Consider the following 15457-nt stretch of genomic DNA (forward strand, 5'->3'; position numbering starts at 1 on the left):
TCGAGTACTTCGTCGAGCTTGTCAGATCACCGGGGGGCGACCCAGTCGCGTGAGTCGCCACACGGTGCGCCACCTCATCGGCCGGCGGGGGCCGCACGGAGTGGTCCAGCCCTCCTTGAACCCGCCGAACCAGGCCTTCAGGGCCGGGCGGGAGGGGCGGCGCAGCAGGGTGAGCAGCATCCAGACCCCGAGGTAGACCGGGACCAGGAGAGCGGGGAGGTTCCGGCGGGCGAGCCAGACCCGGTTGCGGGCGACCATGCGGTGGTAGACCGCGTGCCGCGAGGGCGCGGTCGTCGGGTGGTACAGCACCATGTCGGACCGGTAGTCGATCATCCAGCCCGCGTCGAGGGCCCGCCATGCCAGGTCGGTTTCCTCGTGGGCGTAGAAGAATTCGTCCGGGAGCCCGCCGACTTCGGCGAAGACCCGGGTACGGACGGCGTTGGCGCCGCCGAGGAAGGTGGTGACCCGGGAGGAGCGCATGGGGTCGGAGGCCCGCAGCCGCGGCACGTGGCGGCGCTGGGTGACGCCGGTGTCGGGGTCGGCGATGCGGAAGCTGACGATGCCGAGCTTCGGGTCGGCGGTGAAGGCCTGCCGGCACAGCTCGGCGGTGTCGTGGCCGGCGAGCAGCCCGTCGTCGTCGAGGAAGAGCAATATGTCGACATCGCGGCCGCCGGGCCCGAAGGCCTCTATGCCGACGTTGCGGCCACCGGGGATGCCGAGGTTCTCGGGCAGCTCGATGGTCCGTACGCCCTCGGGGACGTCCGGGACGGGCGAGCCGTTGCCGACGACGACCACCTCGACCCGGTCGCCGTCCTGCTTGGCGACCGAGTCGAGCAGGGCGCGCAGTTCGTCGGGGCGGTTGCCCATGGTGATGATCACCGCGCCGACACGCATGGCCGTGTTCACTTCAGCCTGCTGGAGGCGAGGATGGACACCAGGTGCAGCACGGTCTGGAGCAGCGCGATGCCGGCCAGCACCGCGACGCCGAGCCGGGTGAAGAACAGGTCGCCGCGCACCTGGTCGACGATGGCCAGGACCAGGATGAGCAGGGACGCCTCGATGCCGAGGATCAGCCGGTGGAACTTGAACGCGGCGGCGGCGCGGCGGGCCAGCGCCATGCCGGAGGAGCGCATCTCGGCGGCGGCCTCCTTGACCGGCGGCTTGCCGGCCTGGTGCCGGGCGACGCCGACCAGGTCGGTCTCGGCCTTGATCAGGATCGCGCCGAGGGCGGCCAGCGTGCCGAGGAAGGCCCACAGCCAGTCGATACGGCCGGTGCCCCACAGGTCGGCTGCGCGCAGCCCGAAGCCGACGAGGACCGCGGCGTCGGTGAGGTAGGCGCCGACCCGGTCCAGGTAGACGCCGTTCAGCGAGTACTGCTTCTTCCAGCGCGCGATCTCGCCGTCGACGCAGTCCAGCAGCAGATACATCTGGACGCACACCACGCCGAGGACGGCGCCCGGGATCCCCGGCACGAGCAGTGCCGGGGCCGCGAGCACTCCGAAGACGGTCATCAGGTACGTGAGCTGGTTGGGCGTGACCCTGGTGTTCACCAGGTAGCGGTCGACCCGCAGGGACACCTCACGCATGTAGAGGCGTCCCATCCAGTGCTCACCGCTGCGCCGGTCCTTCACCCCCGCGGGGTGCACGACCGGACGGAGTTCAGCTACCGATGGCCTTGACATAGTCGGCGTAGATGTCCTTGATCTGGTGGGTCTTGAGGTCGAGGTGTTCGATGATCGTGTAGCGGCCTGGCCGGGTCTCCGGGGCGAACTCCACGGCCCGGACGAACTCGTCCACCGTGAAGCCGATCTCCTCCGGCAGCACCGGCAGCCCGTGCCGGCGCAGCACCTCGGCCATGTACGCCGACTCCTCGTGGGCGCCGCGCAGGTACATCGCGAAGGCCGCGCCGAGCCCGCACTGCTCGCCGTGGGCGGCTGCCCGCTTCGGGTAGAGCAGGTCGAAGGCGTGGTTGATCTCGTGGCAGGCCCCGGAGGAGGGACGGGAGTCGCCCGACACGGACATGGCGATACCGGTGAGGACGAGTGCCTCGGCCAGAACCTGGAGGAAGCCGTCGTCGCCGACGCCGCCCGGGTGCCTGAGCACCGCCTCCCCGGCCTGCCGGGCCATGGCGGCGGCGAGGCCGTCGATCTTCTCGCCGTTGACGCGGTTGGACAGCTCCCAGTCCGCGACCGCCGAGATGTTGGAGATGGCGTCGCCGATGCCGGAGCGCACGAAACGGACGGGAGCCTCACGGATCACATTGAGGTCGATGACGACCGCAATCGGGTTCGGCACGCCGTACGAGCCACGCCCGGCGTCGTTGTCGAGTGTCGCGACGGGCGAGCACAGGCCGTCGTGCGCGAGGTTGGTCGCGACGGCGACCAGGGGCAGGCCGACGCGTGCCGCCGCGAACTTGGCGCAGTCGATGATCTTGCCGCCGCCGAGGCCGACGACCGCGTCGTAGCGGCCGGCCTTTATGTCGCTCGCCAGCCGGACCGCGTCGTCGATGGTGCCGCCGTCGACCTCGTACCAGGTGGCGCCGGGCAGCGAGGGGGCGATCCGCTCCCTCAGCCGGGCGCCCGAACCGCCGCTGACGGCGATGGCGAGCCTGCCCGACTGTGAGATCCGCTCGTCCGCGAGCACACACGCCAGGTCGTCGAGGGCACCCGGGCGGATGTCCACGACGACCGGTGAGGGGATGAGCCGGGTCAGTACTGGCACGCGATCTCCCGTCCCCGGGCGAGGTCGTCGTGGTTGTCGATCTCGACCCACGGCACGTCGCCGATCGGCGCCACGTCGATCTTGAAGCCCCGGTTCACCAGTTCCTGGTATCCGTGCTCGTAGAACTGCTGCGGGTCGGTCTCCCAGACCGTCTTCAGCGCGTCGGCGAGCTCCGGTGCCGCGTCGCCCTCGATGAGGGTGACGCCGATGTACTCACCGGTCGCCTCGGCGGGGTCCATCAGCTTGGTGATCTTCCGTACGCCCTTGTCGGGGTCGACGACGACCTTCATCTCCTCGTCGGCGAGGGACTTCACGCTGTCGAGGGCGAGGATGATCTTCTTGCCGTCGCCGCGGGCGGCGAGCAGCGTCTTCTCGACGGAGACCGGGTGGACGGTGTCGCCGTTGGCGAGGATCACGCCGTCCCTCAGGGCGTCACGGCCGCACCACAGGGAGTAGGCGTTGTTCCACTCCTCGGCCTTGTCGTTGTCGATGAGGGTGAGCTTGAGGCCGTACTTGGCCTCCAGCGCCGCCTTGCGCTCGTACACGGCCTCCTTGCGGTAGCCGACGATGACCGCGACCTCGGTCAGGCCGATCTCGGCGAAGTTGCCGAGCGTCAGGTCCAGGACCGTCGGTTCGCCCTCTATGCCCGCGGGGCCCACCGGCACCAGAGCCTTGGGAAGGCTGTCGGTGTAGGGGCGCAGGCGCCGTCCGGCACCGGCCGCCAGCACGAGGCCGATCATGCGGGTTCTCCTTCATCGTGTACGGCTGGGGCCCCTGCGGAGACCCAGAAGCGGATGCTCTCGACGAGCACCACCAGGGCGACGGCCACGGCGAGGACCGTGAGCGCGACCTTGAACTGCGAGGCGGTGAGCAGTGCGGCCAGCACGGTGACCAGCAGCGTCCGCCCTTCCTGCCCCCCGATGGCGCGCACCAGCCAGGCCGGAGGCGCTCCGGCGTTGCCGCGGATGCGGTACACCGTGTCGTAGTGATGGTAGGCGACGGCGCCCACCAGCCCGAAAGCCGCAGGAAGGGCCCCGTTCACGTCCGCTTCGGCCGCCAGTACCAGGACGGTGCCGTACTCGACGGCCCGGAACAGCGGGGGGACCAGCCAGTCGAGGGCGCCCTTGAGGGGCCTGTACAGAGCCTGGCCGGAGGTGACGGCGTAGACGACGGCACCCGCGACGGGCGCCCAGGTGATCCCGGAGAAGAGGGACACGGCGAGCACCGCCGCGCCGCCCAGCGCGACCAGGAGCGGGGCACCGAGGCGGGCACGCGTGACGCGTGCCACGAACGCGGCGAGCGGGCCGTTGTCGGCGAGGTCCGCCAGCGCCTGCGCGGCCCGGTCGGTGCGCCGCGCCTTCCGGGTGACCGAGCGGAGCACCCGGCCCGCCGTGGTGTACGTCGCGGCGAAGGCGCAGCCGATCAGCAGCGCGTAGAAGGTGATGCGGGGGGTGGTGGCCGCCGTGAGGACCGCGATCATGGCCCAGCGTTCGCCGATGGGGAGCACGATCATCCGCCGCAGCCAGACCGTCCAGCCGACGCTGTCGAGCTTGTCGGAGAGGGCGGCGGTGGGGCTGGTGTTGGCGGTGGCGTCGTGGTTGGCCTCGTTGAAGGAGAAGTCGACGACGTGCCGGCAGGTCTGGAGGACCATCGCGCCGAGCGCGAGCGCCCACACGTCATCACCTCCCCCACTGCCGCTCGCGGCCGATGCGCCGAGGGCGAGGCCGGCGTAGTAGGCGTACTCCTTGGCCCGGTCGAAGGTGGCGTCCAGCCAGGCGCCGAGCGTGGAGTACTGGAGCGAGTAACGGGCCAGTTGGCCGTCCGTGCAGTCCAGGACGAAGGAGGCGATGAGCAGCACGCCCGCGGCGACGAAGCCCGCGCGGGTGCCGGTGGCCGCGCAGCCCGCGGCTATCAGGGCGGTGAGCAGGGAGGCGGTGGTGACCTGGTTGGGGGTCAGGCCCCGGCGGGCGCACCAGCGGGCGATGTAGCGCGAGTAGGGGCTGATGAAGAACGTGGTGAAGAAGCCGTCGCGGGCCTTCACGGCCGACTTCAGGCGTACCGCCTCGTCGTCGACGGCGGCGACGGCCTGCCGGGCCTCGCCCAGGGCCTGCGGGTCGGCGGGGACGGCGGCGACCAGGCTGCCGAGCTCGGGGCGGTGCACCTCGGTGCCGTCGGCGTCGAGGGCGAGGGCGAGGCGGTCGGCGAGGCTGTCCACGGCGAGGGCCGTGCCGCCGCCCGCGGAGGTCTCCCGCGCGATCGCCCGGGTCAGCGCCTGCCGGCCGGCCGGCAGGGCGGTGACGGCGCCGTGGACGGCGGCGAGCGGGAAGCGGGGGTCGGTGAGGCCGAGGCGGAGCGCGTGCGGGTGGCCCACGAAGCGGGCGTCGACGACGGCCACGCGTTCCTGGGCGGGGACGGCCGCGAGGAGTGTCTCGGTGTCGGAGGCGTCGGTGGCCGTGAGCACCTCGAAGCCGAGGGACCGCAGATCGCTCTCGAGCGACGATCCGGGGACCGGCTGACCGGTCACGATGGCGGTCGACAACCGAACTCACTCCCTGGGTGCCGACGCGTGAGCGCCGGTCGTCTGCATGATGGGGCGCCGCTTGCCTGGGCACCCGGGCGGCATGTCGGCAGAGGCTATCGGATGACGACAAGCCCGTGTTCACCGCCCGTTCACGGGCCGGTCGGCACGGTCTGCATCGGCCTTTGCCGCGATCATCATCGGTGATCCGGGGGCCACCCCACAAACCGCGGCCGGTGCGGGGACACGCCGGTGGCGGGCATCCGGGACATTGGGGACGGCCCGTGCCGGTCGGCATAGGGTGGGCGACCATGACGTGGCTGATCACCGGCGGTGCCGGATACATCGGGGCTCATGTGGCGCGGGCCATGACCGGCGCCGGGGAGCGCGTCGTCGCGCTGGACGACCTCTCGGCCGGGGTGCCCGCACGGCTCCCGGCAGGCGTGCCGCTGGTCGAGGGCTGCGTGACGGACGGGGACCTGCTGGGCCGGGTCCTCGCCGAGCACGCGGTGACGGGCGTGATCCACCTCGCGGCGCGCAAGCAGGTCGCGGAGTCGGTGGCGCAGCCGGCCCGCTACTACCGGGAGAACGTCGGCGGACTCGCCACGCTCCTGGAGGCGGTCGCCGCGGCCGGGATCGAACGCTTCGTGTTCTCCTCGTCGGCGGCCGTCTACGGCAACCCGGACGTGGACCTGATCACCGAGGAAACCCCGTGCGCGCCGGTGAACGCCTACGGCGAGACCAAGCTCGCCGGGGAGTGGCTGGTGCGGGCGGCGGGGCGGGCGCACGGCATCACGACCGTCTGCCTGCGCTACTTCAACGTGGCGGGCGCGGCCGCGCCGGAGCTCGCGGACACCGGTGTGTTCAACATAGTGCCCATGGTGTTCGACCGGCTCACCCGCGACGCGGCCCCGCGGATCTTCGGCGACGACTATCCGACGCCGGACGGCACCTGCGTCCGTGACTACATCCATGTCGCCGACCTGGGCGAGGCGCACCTGGCGGCGGCCCGGCGGCTGGCCGAGGGGGCCCTGACCGGCGACCTGACGGTGAACATCGGCCGGGGCGAGGGTGTCTCGGTGCGTGAGCTGGTCTCGGTCATCGGTGAGGTCACCGGCGACCGGCGTCCGCCCGTCGTGGAGGGGCGGCGCCCCGGGGACGCGCCGCGCGCGGTCGCCTCGGCCGAACGGGCCGCGGAGGCACTGGGCTGGCGGGCGCGGCGCGGGGTGCGCGCGATGGTGGAGTCGGCCTGGGAGGGGTGGCGGTCGCACCGCGGCGACGTTCCCGCGCCGGTGCGCTGAGGGTGCCCTGACCTGGGAATCGTTTCCGCAGGTCAGGGCACATGACAACGGTGTTCAGTACCGCGTTGCCGGATACCCCCCACCCGTAGTTGACTGTGAGCTCGGACGGACACACGGAAGGGCCGACGGCATGGGGGCAGGGCACGATCACGGGCACGCGCACACGCACGCGCCGCCCACCGGGACGGCGGCGGCGGCGTATCGCGGCACGCTGCGCGTCGCGCTGTCGATCACGCTCGCCGTCATGGTGGTCGAGGTCGTCGGCGGTCTGGCCGCCGACTCCCTCGCCCTCATCGCGGACGCGGCGCACATGGCCACCGACGCGCTGGGCCTGGGCATGGCCCTGCTCGCGATCCACTTCGCCAATCGTCCGCCGAGCACCAACCGCACCTTCGGCTACGCCCGCGCCGAGATCCTGGCCGCCCTGGCCAACTGTCTGCTGCTGCTCGGCGTCGGCGGCTACGTCCTGTACGAGGCCGTCCAGCGGTTCCTGACCCCGGCCGGCACCGAGGGCGGGCTGATGATCGTGTTCGGTGCGATCGGCCTGGTCGCGAACATGATCTCGCTCACGCTGCTGATGCGGGGCCAGAAGGAGAGCCTGAACGTGCGCGGCGCGTTCCTGGAGGTGGCCGCGGACGCGCTGGGCTCGCTCGCGGTGATCGTCTCGGCGGCTGTGATCCTGACCACCGGCTGGGAGGCCGCGGACCCGGTCGCCTCGCTGATCATCGGGGTGATGATCGTGCCGCGTACGGTCAAGCTGCTGCGCGAGACCCTCGACGTGCTGCTGGAGGCGGCCCCGAAGGACGTCGACATGGCGGAGGTACGGGCGCACATCCTGGCCCTGGACGGCGTCGAGGATGTGCACGACCTGCACGCCTGGACCATCACCTCCGGGCTGCCGGTGCTCTCCGCGCACGTGGTGGTCCGCTCGGACGCGCTCAGCGCCATCGGCCACGAGAAGATGCTGCACGAGCTCCAGCACTGCCTGGGCGACCACTTCGACGTGGAGCACTGCACCTTCCAGCTGGAGCCGAGCGGGCACGCGGAGCACGAGGCGCGGCTGTGCCACTGACGGCATCCCGGTGACGGCGGGCCGCTGACGTCGGACGCCGCCGCGGGCCACTCGGCGGCCACTCGGGGGCGCCGCCGGTGGAACGCGTGGTCCCAAGTACTCCGGCGTCCTTGTGTTCGGGGCACCCACGGGCGGTTCCCGGCCATAGCCGCAGGGCACGCTCACCTACCGGGTCCCGCTTCCGGTGTCCGGCCGGGGCGACCGCCGGCCGCGCCCCGCGCGGACATGCGGACGTGCCGGGAAGTGACGGGAGTGCCGGATTCGTACGGCAGACTTGAGGTGCGAAGACCGAGGCGAAGGATGGGTATGCCGATCACACCTGCCACCGCGACGCACAGTTCGTCGAACGGCACCGCAGAGGCGATTTTGCTGGAACTGGTCGACGAGGACGGCGTGACGATCGGCACCGCGGAGAAGCTCGCCGCCCACCAGCCGCCGGGACAGCTGCACCGCGCGTTCTCCGTCTTCCTCTTCGACGAGCAGGGCCGGCTGCTGCTCCAGCGGCGGGCGCTCGGCAAGTACCACTCCCCCGGTGTGTGGTCCAACACCTGCTGCGGCCACCCCTACCCCGGTGAGGCGCCCTTCGCGGCGGCCGCCCGGCGCACGTACGAGGAGCTCGGCGTGTCGCCGTCGCTGCTCGCCGAGGCGGGCACGGTCCGCTACAACCACCCGGATCCGGCCTCGGGCCTGGTGGAGCAGGAGTACAACCACCTGTTCGTCGGCCTGGTGCAGACCCCGCCCGCGCCGGATGCGCAGGAGGTCGGCGCGACCGCCTTCGTGACCCCGGCCGAACTGAAGGAGCGGCACGCGGCCGACACCTTCTCGTCCTGGTTCATGACCGTTCTGGACGCGGCCCGCCCGGCGGTCAGAGAGCTGACGGGACCGTCCGCGGGCTGGTGAGGCGGCTCACGGGAGCCGCGCGGGACCGAGCGGCGGTTTGAGCGGCATGGCGGCCCAGATCACCTTGCCGCCGCCCGCCGTGTGCTCCACGTCCACCACCCCGCCCGCCTCCTGGGCCACCTCGCGGACCAGGAGCAGGCCCCGGCCGCCGGTCTGCCCGTGATCGGCCTCCAGGGCGGTGGGGCGGTAGGGATGGTTGTCCTCCACCGACACCCGCACCCACTCGGCACCGACGGCGATCTCCACGGCGAGCGTCGGCGACAGCAGCGCGGCGTGCTTGACCGCGTTGGTGACCAGCTCGGAGACGATCAGCAGCAGCCCATGGAACAGGTCGTCGGAGACCGGCACACCCTGGCGGTGGAGCAGGTCCCGTACAGCGTGCCGCGCCTGCGGGACCGAGGCGTCGACGGCGGGGGCGGTGAACCGCCAGACTCCCTCGTAGGGCAGTGGCTCCGGCGGGCGCCGGTCGCCTCCCTCTGGGCGCGGGGCCGCCCCACGCCCGTGGTTCTCCATCGTCCGGTCGCCACCCTCGCGCTCGATTGTCACCACACGTCGAGTGTTGGTAACGATGCGCTCCGCCCCGCGGAACTGAACACAAGTCAGCAGATTTCGGATGGTTTCCGATCGTTGTGCTGCCAGTGGTGAACGGGTTTGACGCGTTCGGCGGCAGCCGTACGACCGGCGGTCCGGCGGAGCCGGATAGCATCCGCCACATGGAGCCCCAGCTGCTGCACGGTGTGACCGGCTCGGTCGCCACCGTCGTCGTCCATCATCCCGCCAAGCGCAATGCCATGACGGCCCCGATGTGGCGGGCGCTGCCGCCGCTGCTGGACGCGCTGGCCGCCGACCCCGCCGTGCGGGCGCTGGTGCTCACCGGTGAGGGCGGCACCTTCTGCGCCGGGGCGGACATCTCGGCCCTGCGCGGCTCGGCCGACGAGGCGCAGGGACTCGCCGTGCGCGCCGAGGAGGCCCTCGCGGCGTTCCCGAAGCCGACGCTGGCGGCCGTCCGCGGGCACTGTGTGGGCGGCGGGGCACAGCTCGCGGCGGCCTGCGACCTGCGGTTCGCCGAGGAGGGGGCGCTGTTCGGGGTGACGCCCGCGAAGCTCGGCATCGTCTATCCGGCCTCCGCCACGCGCCGGCTGGTGTCGCTGGTGGGCCCGGCCACCGCCAAGTACCTGCTGTTCTCCGGCGAGTTGATCGACACGGCCCGCGCGCTGCGCACGGGCTTCGTCGACGAGGTGCTGCCGGAAGGAGAACTCGGCAAGCGGGTCGCGGAGTTCACCCGGATCCTGGTCTCCCGCTCACAGCTGACGCAGGCCGCGGCGAAGGAGTTCGCGGACGGGCGCACGGACCGGGACGGGTACTGGACCGGGCAGATGCGCTCGAGCGGCGACACCGCGGAGGGGGTCGCCGCCTTCCTGGAGCGCCGGCCGCCGCGCTTCACCTGGAGTGTGCCTACGTCAGGCTGAACCGGCCGCCGGTGCGGAACTCCTCGACGAGGTGCGCGGGCGCCTTGGCGGGCGATCCGGCGTCGTAGGGCGGCTGCGGGTCGTACTCCGTCAGCAGCTGGACGGCCTGGGCGTGTTCGTCGCCCGCGATCCGGCCGAGCAGGGTGAGCCCCATGTCGATACCGGAGGAGACCCCGGCGGCCGTGACGTACTTGCCGTCGGTCACCACCCGCTCGCCGGTCGGTTCGGCGCCGTACTGCCGCAGGAAGTCGAGGGCGAGCCAGTGGGAGGTGGCGCGGCGGCCGTCGAGGAGGCCCGCGGCGGCGAGCAGCAGGGAGCCCGAGCAGACGGAGGTCGTCCAGGTGCTGGTCGCGTCGGCGGCCCGCAGCCAGGCGAGGAGGGCCTCGTTCTCGATCTCGGTGAAGGTACCGGGGCCGCCGGCCACCACGATGACGTCGGGGTCGGGCACCTCGTGCAGGGCCTTGTCCGCGGTGACGGCGAGGAAGCCCGTGTCGGTGCGCACGGGGCCCGGCCGCTCGGCGACGAAGTCGACGCGTGCGTCCGGGAGGCGGCTGAGGATCTCGTACGGCCCCACGGCGTCCAGGGCGGTGAAACGGTCGTAGACGACCATGGCGATCTGCATGGGATGTCCTTTCGGGACAGTCGTGACAGCCGGACAGTCGGGACGGTCGAGGTGGCCGGGGTGGCCGGACATTCGGGGTGGCCGGGGCCGCCGGGACTTTCGGGACCGCCGGGACGGTCAGGACGCGGCGGCGGGCCGGAAGCGGCGGCGGTACTCGGCCGGGGACGCGCCGAGGGCCTTGACGAAGGCACGGCGCATGGCCTCGGGGGTGCCGTAACCGCTGGCCCGGGAGATCTCCTCGACGCCGTCGCCGGTGTCCTCCAGCAGGCGGCGGGCGTGTTCGAGCCGTACCCGGTCGACGTAGCGGCCGGGGGTGGTGCCGGTCTCGTGCTGGAAGGCGCGGGCGAAGTGGCGGGGCGAGAGGCGGGCGCGGGCGGCGAGGGACTCCACGGTGAGGTCGTCGGCGGGGTGCTCGGTGATCCACCGCTGGACCTCCCGCAGCGGCTCGCGCTGTGCGGTCTGGGCGGCGAGCTGGGCGCTGAACTGGGCCTGGTTGCCCGGTCTGCGCAGGAAGACCACCAGATGGCGGGCGATGACAAGTGCTGTCTCTCGCCCCAGGTCCTCCTCGACCAGGGCCAGGGCGAGATCGATGCCCGAGGTGACGCCGGCGGAGGTGGAGACCCGTCCGTCGCGCACGTAGACGGGGTCGGGGTCGACCTGCACGGCCGGGTGGTCACGGGCGAGTTTGTCGCAGTACGCCCAGTGGGTCGTGGCGCGCCTGCCGTCCAGCAGGCCGGCGCGGGCGAGCAGCACCGCGCCGGTGCACACGGAGACCAGGCGGGTGGCGCGCGGTCCGTTCTCGCGCAGCCAGCCGGTCAGCCGCGGATCGGGCTCCCGGGTGCCCTGTCCGCCGGGCACGAGCAGCGTGTGCGTCCCGGCCGCCTCCGGCAGCGCCTGGTCCGGTACGAGGGTCAGGCCGCTGGAGGTGCGCACGGGTGCTCCGTCCAGGGAGGCCGTCCGGATGCGGTAGCTGCCCGGGGTGCGCATCTCGGCCCCGGCGAAGACCTCCACCGGGCCGGTGACGTCCAGGCTCTGGACGCCGTCGAAGAGGAGGACGAGAACGGATCGCTGCGTCATGCCACCGATTCTTCAAAGGCGCGCGGATGGCCGCAATGACGAGCTTCCCACCTTTCCTGCCATCCGGCGCGGGCCTCCTCCCGGAGGTACCGACCGGTCGGTAACGTGCGGTCCATGACTACTGTCGCCCTCGGCCCGCGCGCGGGCCGCCGCTGCCACACCGTGCTCAACTCCCTGCACTCCGCCCACTACTTCTCGCCCGACCTGGGGCGCGAACTGGGCGCCGTGGGGATCACGAACCCCCGGGCGGTGAACTTCGCGGTGCGGGCCGCCGCCCTCGGGCCGGTCGGCGCCGGCACGGTGACCGCGACGTTCTACAACTACAAGTACGAGCTCGTGGCGCGCCATGTGCCCTCCGTCTGGGAGACCGCGGCGCCCGGCCCGGTGCTGGCGGCACGCGCGCGTGCCGTCGACGCGACACTGCGCCGTCTGCTCGGCGAGGAGGCCGTGACCTCGGCGGAGATGACGGAGGCCGCGCGGCTGGCCCTGCGTGCCGCCGAGGCCTGCTCCCGCTCCGGCCGCCCGCTGTACGCCGCCCACGCCGACCTGCCGGTCCCCGAGGAGCCGCACCTGGCCTACTGGCACGCGGCCACCCTGCTGCGCGAGCACCGGGGCGACGGGCACCTGGCGGTGCTGACGGCCGCCGGACTCGACGGCCTGGAGGCTCTGGTGACCCACACGGCGACCGGCAGGGGCATCACCCCGAAGTGGGTCTTCGTCACCCGCGGCTGGAGCCGGGAGGAGTGGGACGCGGCGGCCGGGCGGCTCCGGGAGCGCGGGCTGCTGGACGGCGAGGGCGAGCTGACCGAGCGGGGCGTCGCGCTGCGCGAGGAGATCGAGCGCGAGACGGACCGCCTCGACGGGGCCCCGTACGAGCACCTGGGAGCGGAGGGCGTCACGCGGCTCACGGAGCTCGGCAGGGCCTTCGCCGGCGCGGCGCTGGCGGCTGGTGCCTTCCCCGCGGACCTGATCGGCAAGGGCTGAGCCGCAGGCTGGGCGTGGGGGCGGGCATGCCGGGCCGCCGCCGAGGTACCCGGACTCTCCCGGCCGGAGCGGCCGGGAGACGAAAGGGGAAAGTCCGTGTTCCGTGCGATCGCAGACGTACTGCGCCAGATCGGTGGCGCCATCGCCACTGTCGTGACGCTGCCGTTCCGGGCCCTGGCGCGGCTGTTCGGCGGCGCGTCGAGCTCGGCGCGGGGCCACAGGGCCTGACGGCGGCGCGCCCGCCCCGCCGGGTGCCGCCCTGATCCCCGGTTGTCGGCGTCACCTGCCACAATTGCCGCGCAACCTCAGTGGAGAAGGCGGTACGGGATCGTGACGACACCCGGATCCAGCGGGTCCATCAACGTAGGGTCCATCGAAGGCAGGATCGCCGAGGAACTCGGCGTACGGGAGCGGCAGGTGAAGGCCGCGGTGGAACTGCTCGACGGCGGTTCCACGGTGCCCTTCATCGCCCGCTACCGCAAGGAAGCGACCGAGATGCTCGACGACGCGCAACTGCGCACGATCGAGGAGCGGCTGCGCTACCTGCGGGAGCTCGAGGAGCGGCGGGCGGCGATCCTGGAATCGGTGCGCGAGCAGGGCAAGCTCACCGACGAGCTCGAGGCGCAGATCCGTGGTGCGGAGACCAAGGCGCGCCTGGAGGACATCTACCTGCCGTACAAGCCGAAGCGGCGCACCAAGGCGCAGATCGCGCGCGAGGCGGGCCTGGAGCCGCTGGCCGAAGGGCTGCTGGGCGACCCGGGTGTCGAACCCCTCGCCGCGGCCGCCGCGTTCGTCGACGCCGACAAGGGCGTCGCCGACCCGCAGGCCGCGCTCGACGGCGCGCGGGCGATCCTCACCGAGCGGTTCTCGGAGGACGCCGACCTGATCGGCGAGCTGCGCGAGCGGATGTGGGTGCGCGGGCGGCTGGCCGCCAGGGTGCGGGACGGCAAGGAGGAGGCGGGCGCCAAGTTCGCCGACTACTTCGACTTCGCCGAGCCCTTCACCGACCTGCCCTCGCACCGCATCCTCGCCATGCTGCGCGGGGAGAAGGAGGAGGTCCTGGACCTCGTCCTGGAGCCGGAGGAGCCGGCCGAATCCTCATCGGTCCCTTCGTCGTACGAGGGGATCATCGCACACAAGTTCGGGATCGGCGATCGCGGACGTCCCGGTGACAAGTGGCTGACCGACACGGTCCGCTGGGCCTGGCGCACCCGCATCCTGGTGCACCTCGGCATCGATCTGCGCCTCAGGCTGCGCACGGCCGCCGAGGACGAGGCGGTGAACGTGTTCGCGGCGAACCTGCGCGACCTGCTGCTCGCCGCCCCGGCGGGCACGCGCGCGACGCTGGGCCTGGACCCGGGCTTCCGTACGGGCGTGAAGGTGGCCGTGGTCGACGCGACCGGCAAGGTCGTGGCCACCGACGTCATCTACCCGCACGTCCCGGCCAACAAGTGGGACGAGGCCCTCGCGAAGCTGGCCCGTCTGGCGAAGGAGCACGCCGTCGAGCTGGTGGCGATCGGCAACGGCACCGCGTCCCGGGAGACCGACAAGCTCGCCGGTGAACTCATCGCGAAGCACCCGGAGCTGAAGCTCACCAAGGTGATGGTGTCCGAGGCGGGCGCATCCGTGTACTCGGCCTCCGCCTTCGCCTCGCAGGAGCTGCCCGACATGGACGTGTCGCTGCGCGGAGCGGTGTCGATCGCCCGCCGCCTCCAGGACCCGCTGGCCGAGCTCGTGAAGATCGACCCGAAGTCGATCGGCGTCGGCCAGTACCAGCACGACCTGTCCGAGGTGAAGCTGTCGCGTTCGCTGGACGCGGTGGTGGAGGACTGTGTGAACGGCGTGGGTGTGGACGTGAACACGGCGTCGGCCCCGCTGCTGGCCCGGGTCTCCGGCATCACCTCCGGGCTCGCGGAGAACATCGTGGCGCACCGGGACGCGAACGGCCCGTTCACGTCGCGCACCGAGCTGAAGAAGGTGGCCCGGCTGGGCCCGAAGGCGTACGAGCAGTGCGCGGGCTTCCTCCGCATCCGCGGCGGCGACCCGCTGGACGCCTCCAGCGTGCACCCGGAGGCCTATCCGGTGGTGCGCCGCATGGTGAAGACGACGGGGCAGGAGGTCGCCTCCCTCATCGGCAACACCGGTGTGCTGCGGTCCATGCGGCCGGCCGACTTCGTGGACGACACCTTCGGTCTGCCGACGGTCACCGACATCCTGAAGGAGCTGGAGAAGCCGGGGCGCGACCCGCGTCCCGCCTTCAAGACGGCCGTCTTCAAAGAGGGTGTGGAGAAGATCTCCGATCTGTCCTCCGGGATGGTCCTGGAGGGCGTCGTGACGAACGTGGCGGCCTTCGGGGCGTTCGTGGACGTCGGCGTCCACCAGGACGGTCTCGTGCACGTCTCCGCGATGTCGCGGACGTTCGTGAAGGACCCGCGCGATGTCGTGAAGCCCGGTGACATCGTCAAGGTGAAGGTCCTCGACGTGGACATCCCGCGCAAGCGGATCTCGCTGACCCTGCGCCTGGACGACGAGGCCGCGCCGCAGGACAAGCAGCAGGGCGGCGGCGAGCGGCGGCAGCGCGGCGGACGGCCGCCGCAGCAGCGCCAGGCCCGCGGGGGCGGTGGCGGTGGCGGCGGCTCGCGCCAGGCTCCCCCGCCGCCCGCCAACAGCGCGATGGCCGACGCGCTGCGGCGCGCGGGGCTGCTCGACCCGAAGAACGGGCGGCGCTGAGCACCCGGGGCCGGGCCTTTTGCGAGGAAGCGCCCGGCCCCGAGGAAAACCGGTGGTCCGGCA

Annotated in this window: 15 protein-coding genes; 7 read left to right on the forward strand and 8 right to left on the reverse strand. The window is 72.4% G+C overall.

From position 1 onward, the window contains the following. Positions 1–21: 21 nt before the first annotated feature. From ACWGJM_RS15330 to ACWGJM_RS15350, 5 genes are read right to left on the reverse strand one after another with little or no spacing between them, the layout of a single operon-like run. Positions 22–894: a glycosyltransferase family 2 protein gene (locus tag ACWGJM_RS15330; RefSeq protein ID WP_453412251.1), complete on the reverse strand. Its 873-nt coding sequence runs from the start codon at positions 892–894 to the stop codon at positions 22–24. 8 nt (positions 895–902) lie between these two features. After that, on the reverse strand, positions 903–1682 hold the full coding sequence (locus tag ACWGJM_RS15335; RefSeq protein WP_453412148.1) for a CDP-alcohol phosphatidyltransferase family protein: 780 nt from the start codon (positions 1680–1682) through the stop codon (positions 903–905). Continuing rightward, a complete protein-coding gene (locus tag ACWGJM_RS15340) occupies positions 1660–2721 on the reverse strand; it encodes an iron-containing alcohol dehydrogenase family protein (protein ID WP_453412149.1) in 1062 nt (353 codons plus the stop codon). The genes ACWGJM_RS15335 and ACWGJM_RS15340 overlap by 23 nt, the downstream gene beginning before the upstream one ends. Then, positions 2709–3461: a phosphocholine cytidylyltransferase family protein gene (locus ACWGJM_RS15345; RefSeq protein ID WP_453412150.1), complete on the reverse strand. Its 753-nt coding sequence runs from the start codon at positions 3459–3461 to the stop codon at positions 2709–2711. Before ACWGJM_RS15345 ends, ACWGJM_RS15340 begins: the two co-directional genes overlap by 13 nt. Beyond that, the gene (locus tag ACWGJM_RS15350) at positions 3458–5260 is read right to left on the reverse strand and encodes a DUF5941 domain-containing protein (RefSeq protein ID WP_453412151.1); all 1803 of its coding nucleotides are present in this window, start codon (positions 5258–5260) and stop codon (positions 3458–3460) included. The genes ACWGJM_RS15345 and ACWGJM_RS15350 overlap by 4 nt, the downstream gene beginning before the upstream one ends. A gap of 290 nt (positions 5261–5550) precedes the next feature. Between ACWGJM_RS15350 and galE the strand changes: the two genes are divergently transcribed. The 3 genes from galE (at position 5551) to idi (ending at position 8512) form a co-directional block, all read left to right on the forward strand. Continuing rightward, positions 5551–6540, forward strand: a complete 990-nt coding sequence (gene galE, locus ACWGJM_RS15355; protein WP_453412152.1) for a UDP-glucose 4-epimerase GalE — start codon at positions 5551–5553, stop codon at positions 6538–6540. Between the two features lie 130 nt (positions 6541–6670). Next, positions 6671–7612 carry a cation diffusion facilitator family transporter gene (locus ACWGJM_RS15360; protein WP_453412153.1) on the forward strand — a complete coding sequence of 314 codons (942 nt, stop codon included), beginning with the start codon at positions 6671–6673 and terminating at the stop codon, positions 7610–7612. 306 nt (positions 7613–7918) lie between these two features. Then, complete coding sequence (gene idi, locus ACWGJM_RS15365) at positions 7919–8512, forward strand: isopentenyl-diphosphate Delta-isomerase (RefSeq protein WP_453412154.1); 594 nt, start codon at positions 7919–7921, stop codon at positions 8510–8512. 6 nt (positions 8513–8518) lie between these two features. Here the strand turns inward: idi and ACWGJM_RS15370 are convergent, their stop codons facing one another. Continuing rightward, positions 8519–9025 carry an ATP-binding protein gene (locus tag ACWGJM_RS15370; protein ID WP_453412252.1) on the reverse strand — a complete coding sequence of 169 codons (507 nt, stop codon included), beginning with the start codon at positions 9023–9025 and terminating at the stop codon, positions 8519–8521. A gap of 200 nt (positions 9026–9225) precedes the next feature. On the opposite strand from ACWGJM_RS15370, the gene ACWGJM_RS15375 reads away from it, so the two are divergent. Then, a complete protein-coding gene (locus tag ACWGJM_RS15375) occupies positions 9226–9981 on the forward strand; it encodes an enoyl-CoA hydratase/isomerase family protein (RefSeq protein WP_453412155.1) in 756 nt (251 codons plus the stop codon). Here the strand turns inward: ACWGJM_RS15375 and ACWGJM_RS15380 are convergent. Beyond that, positions 9968–10603 carry a DJ-1/PfpI family protein gene (locus tag ACWGJM_RS15380; RefSeq protein WP_453412156.1) on the reverse strand — a complete coding sequence of 212 codons (636 nt, stop codon included), beginning with the start codon at positions 10601–10603 and terminating at the stop codon, positions 9968–9970. The genes ACWGJM_RS15375 and ACWGJM_RS15380 overlap by 14 nt on opposite strands. 117 nt (positions 10604–10720) lie before the next feature. Further along, positions 10721–11680, reverse strand: a complete 960-nt coding sequence (locus ACWGJM_RS15385; RefSeq protein ID WP_453412157.1) for a GlxA family transcriptional regulator — start codon at positions 11678–11680, stop codon at positions 10721–10723. A 114-nt stretch (positions 11681–11794) separates the two neighbouring features. Between ACWGJM_RS15385 and ACWGJM_RS15390 the strand changes: the two genes are divergently transcribed. The 3 genes from ACWGJM_RS15390 to ACWGJM_RS15400 all read left to right on the forward strand — a co-directional run bounded on the left by ACWGJM_RS15390 (position 11795) and on the right by ACWGJM_RS15400 (position 15394). Further along, a complete protein-coding gene (locus ACWGJM_RS15390; protein WP_453412158.1) occupies positions 11795–12664 on the forward strand; it encodes an SCO6745 family protein in 870 nt (289 codons plus the stop codon). A 96-nt stretch (positions 12665–12760) separates the two neighbouring features. Beyond that, positions 12761–12892: an LPFR motif small protein gene (locus tag ACWGJM_RS15395; RefSeq protein WP_268254607.1), complete on the forward strand. Its 132-nt coding sequence runs from the start codon at positions 12761–12763 to the stop codon at positions 12890–12892. A 102-nt stretch (positions 12893–12994) separates the two neighbouring features. Next, the gene (locus ACWGJM_RS15400) at positions 12995–15394 is read left to right on the forward strand and encodes a Tex family protein (protein WP_453412159.1); all 2400 of its coding nucleotides are present in this window, start codon (positions 12995–12997) and stop codon (positions 15392–15394) included. Positions 15395–15457: the final 63 nt, after the last annotated feature.

The organism is Streptomyces sp. NPDC054834 (assembly GCF_053611185.1).

Bases quoted from the DNA above. Each gene is read 5' to 3' on its own strand.
- galE (WP_453412152.1), top strand. From the start codon at position 5,551: ATGACGTGGCTGATCACCGGCGGTGCCGGATACATCGGGGCTCATGTG.
- ACWGJM_RS15380 (WP_453412156.1), bottom strand. From the start codon at position 10,603: ATGCAGATCGCCATGGTCGTCTACGACCGTTTCACCGCCCTGGACGCC.
- ACWGJM_RS15390 (WP_453412158.1), top strand. From the start codon at position 11,795: ATGACTACTGTCGCCCTCGGCCCGCGCGCGGGCCGCCGCTGCCACACC.
- ACWGJM_RS15385 (WP_453412157.1), bottom strand. From the start codon at position 11,680: ATGACGCAGCGATCCGTTCTCGTCCTCCTCTTCGACGGCGTCCAGAGC.
- ACWGJM_RS15375 (WP_453412155.1), top strand. From the start codon at position 9,226: ATGGAGCCCCAGCTGCTGCACGGTGTGACCGGCTCGGTCGCCACCGTC.
- ACWGJM_RS15345 (WP_453412150.1), bottom strand. From the start codon at position 3,461: ATGATCGGCCTCGTGCTGGCGGCCGGTGCCGGACGGCGCCTGCGCCCC.
- ACWGJM_RS15330 (WP_453412251.1), bottom strand. From the start codon at position 894: ATGCGTGTCGGCGCGGTGATCATCACCATGGGCAACCGCCCCGACGAA.
- ACWGJM_RS15370 (WP_453412252.1), bottom strand. From the start codon at position 9,025: ATGGAGAACCACGGGCGTGGGGCGGCCCCGCGCCCAGAGGGAGGCGAC.
- idi (WP_453412154.1), top strand. From the start codon at position 7,919: ATGCCGATCACACCTGCCACCGCGACGCACAGTTCGTCGAACGGCACC.
- ACWGJM_RS15360 (WP_453412153.1), top strand. From the start codon at position 6,671: ATGGGGGCAGGGCACGATCACGGGCACGCGCACACGCACGCGCCGCCC.
- ACWGJM_RS15335 (WP_453412148.1), bottom strand. From the start codon at position 1,682: ATGTCAAGGCCATCGGTAGCTGAACTCCGTCCGGTCGTGCACCCCGCG.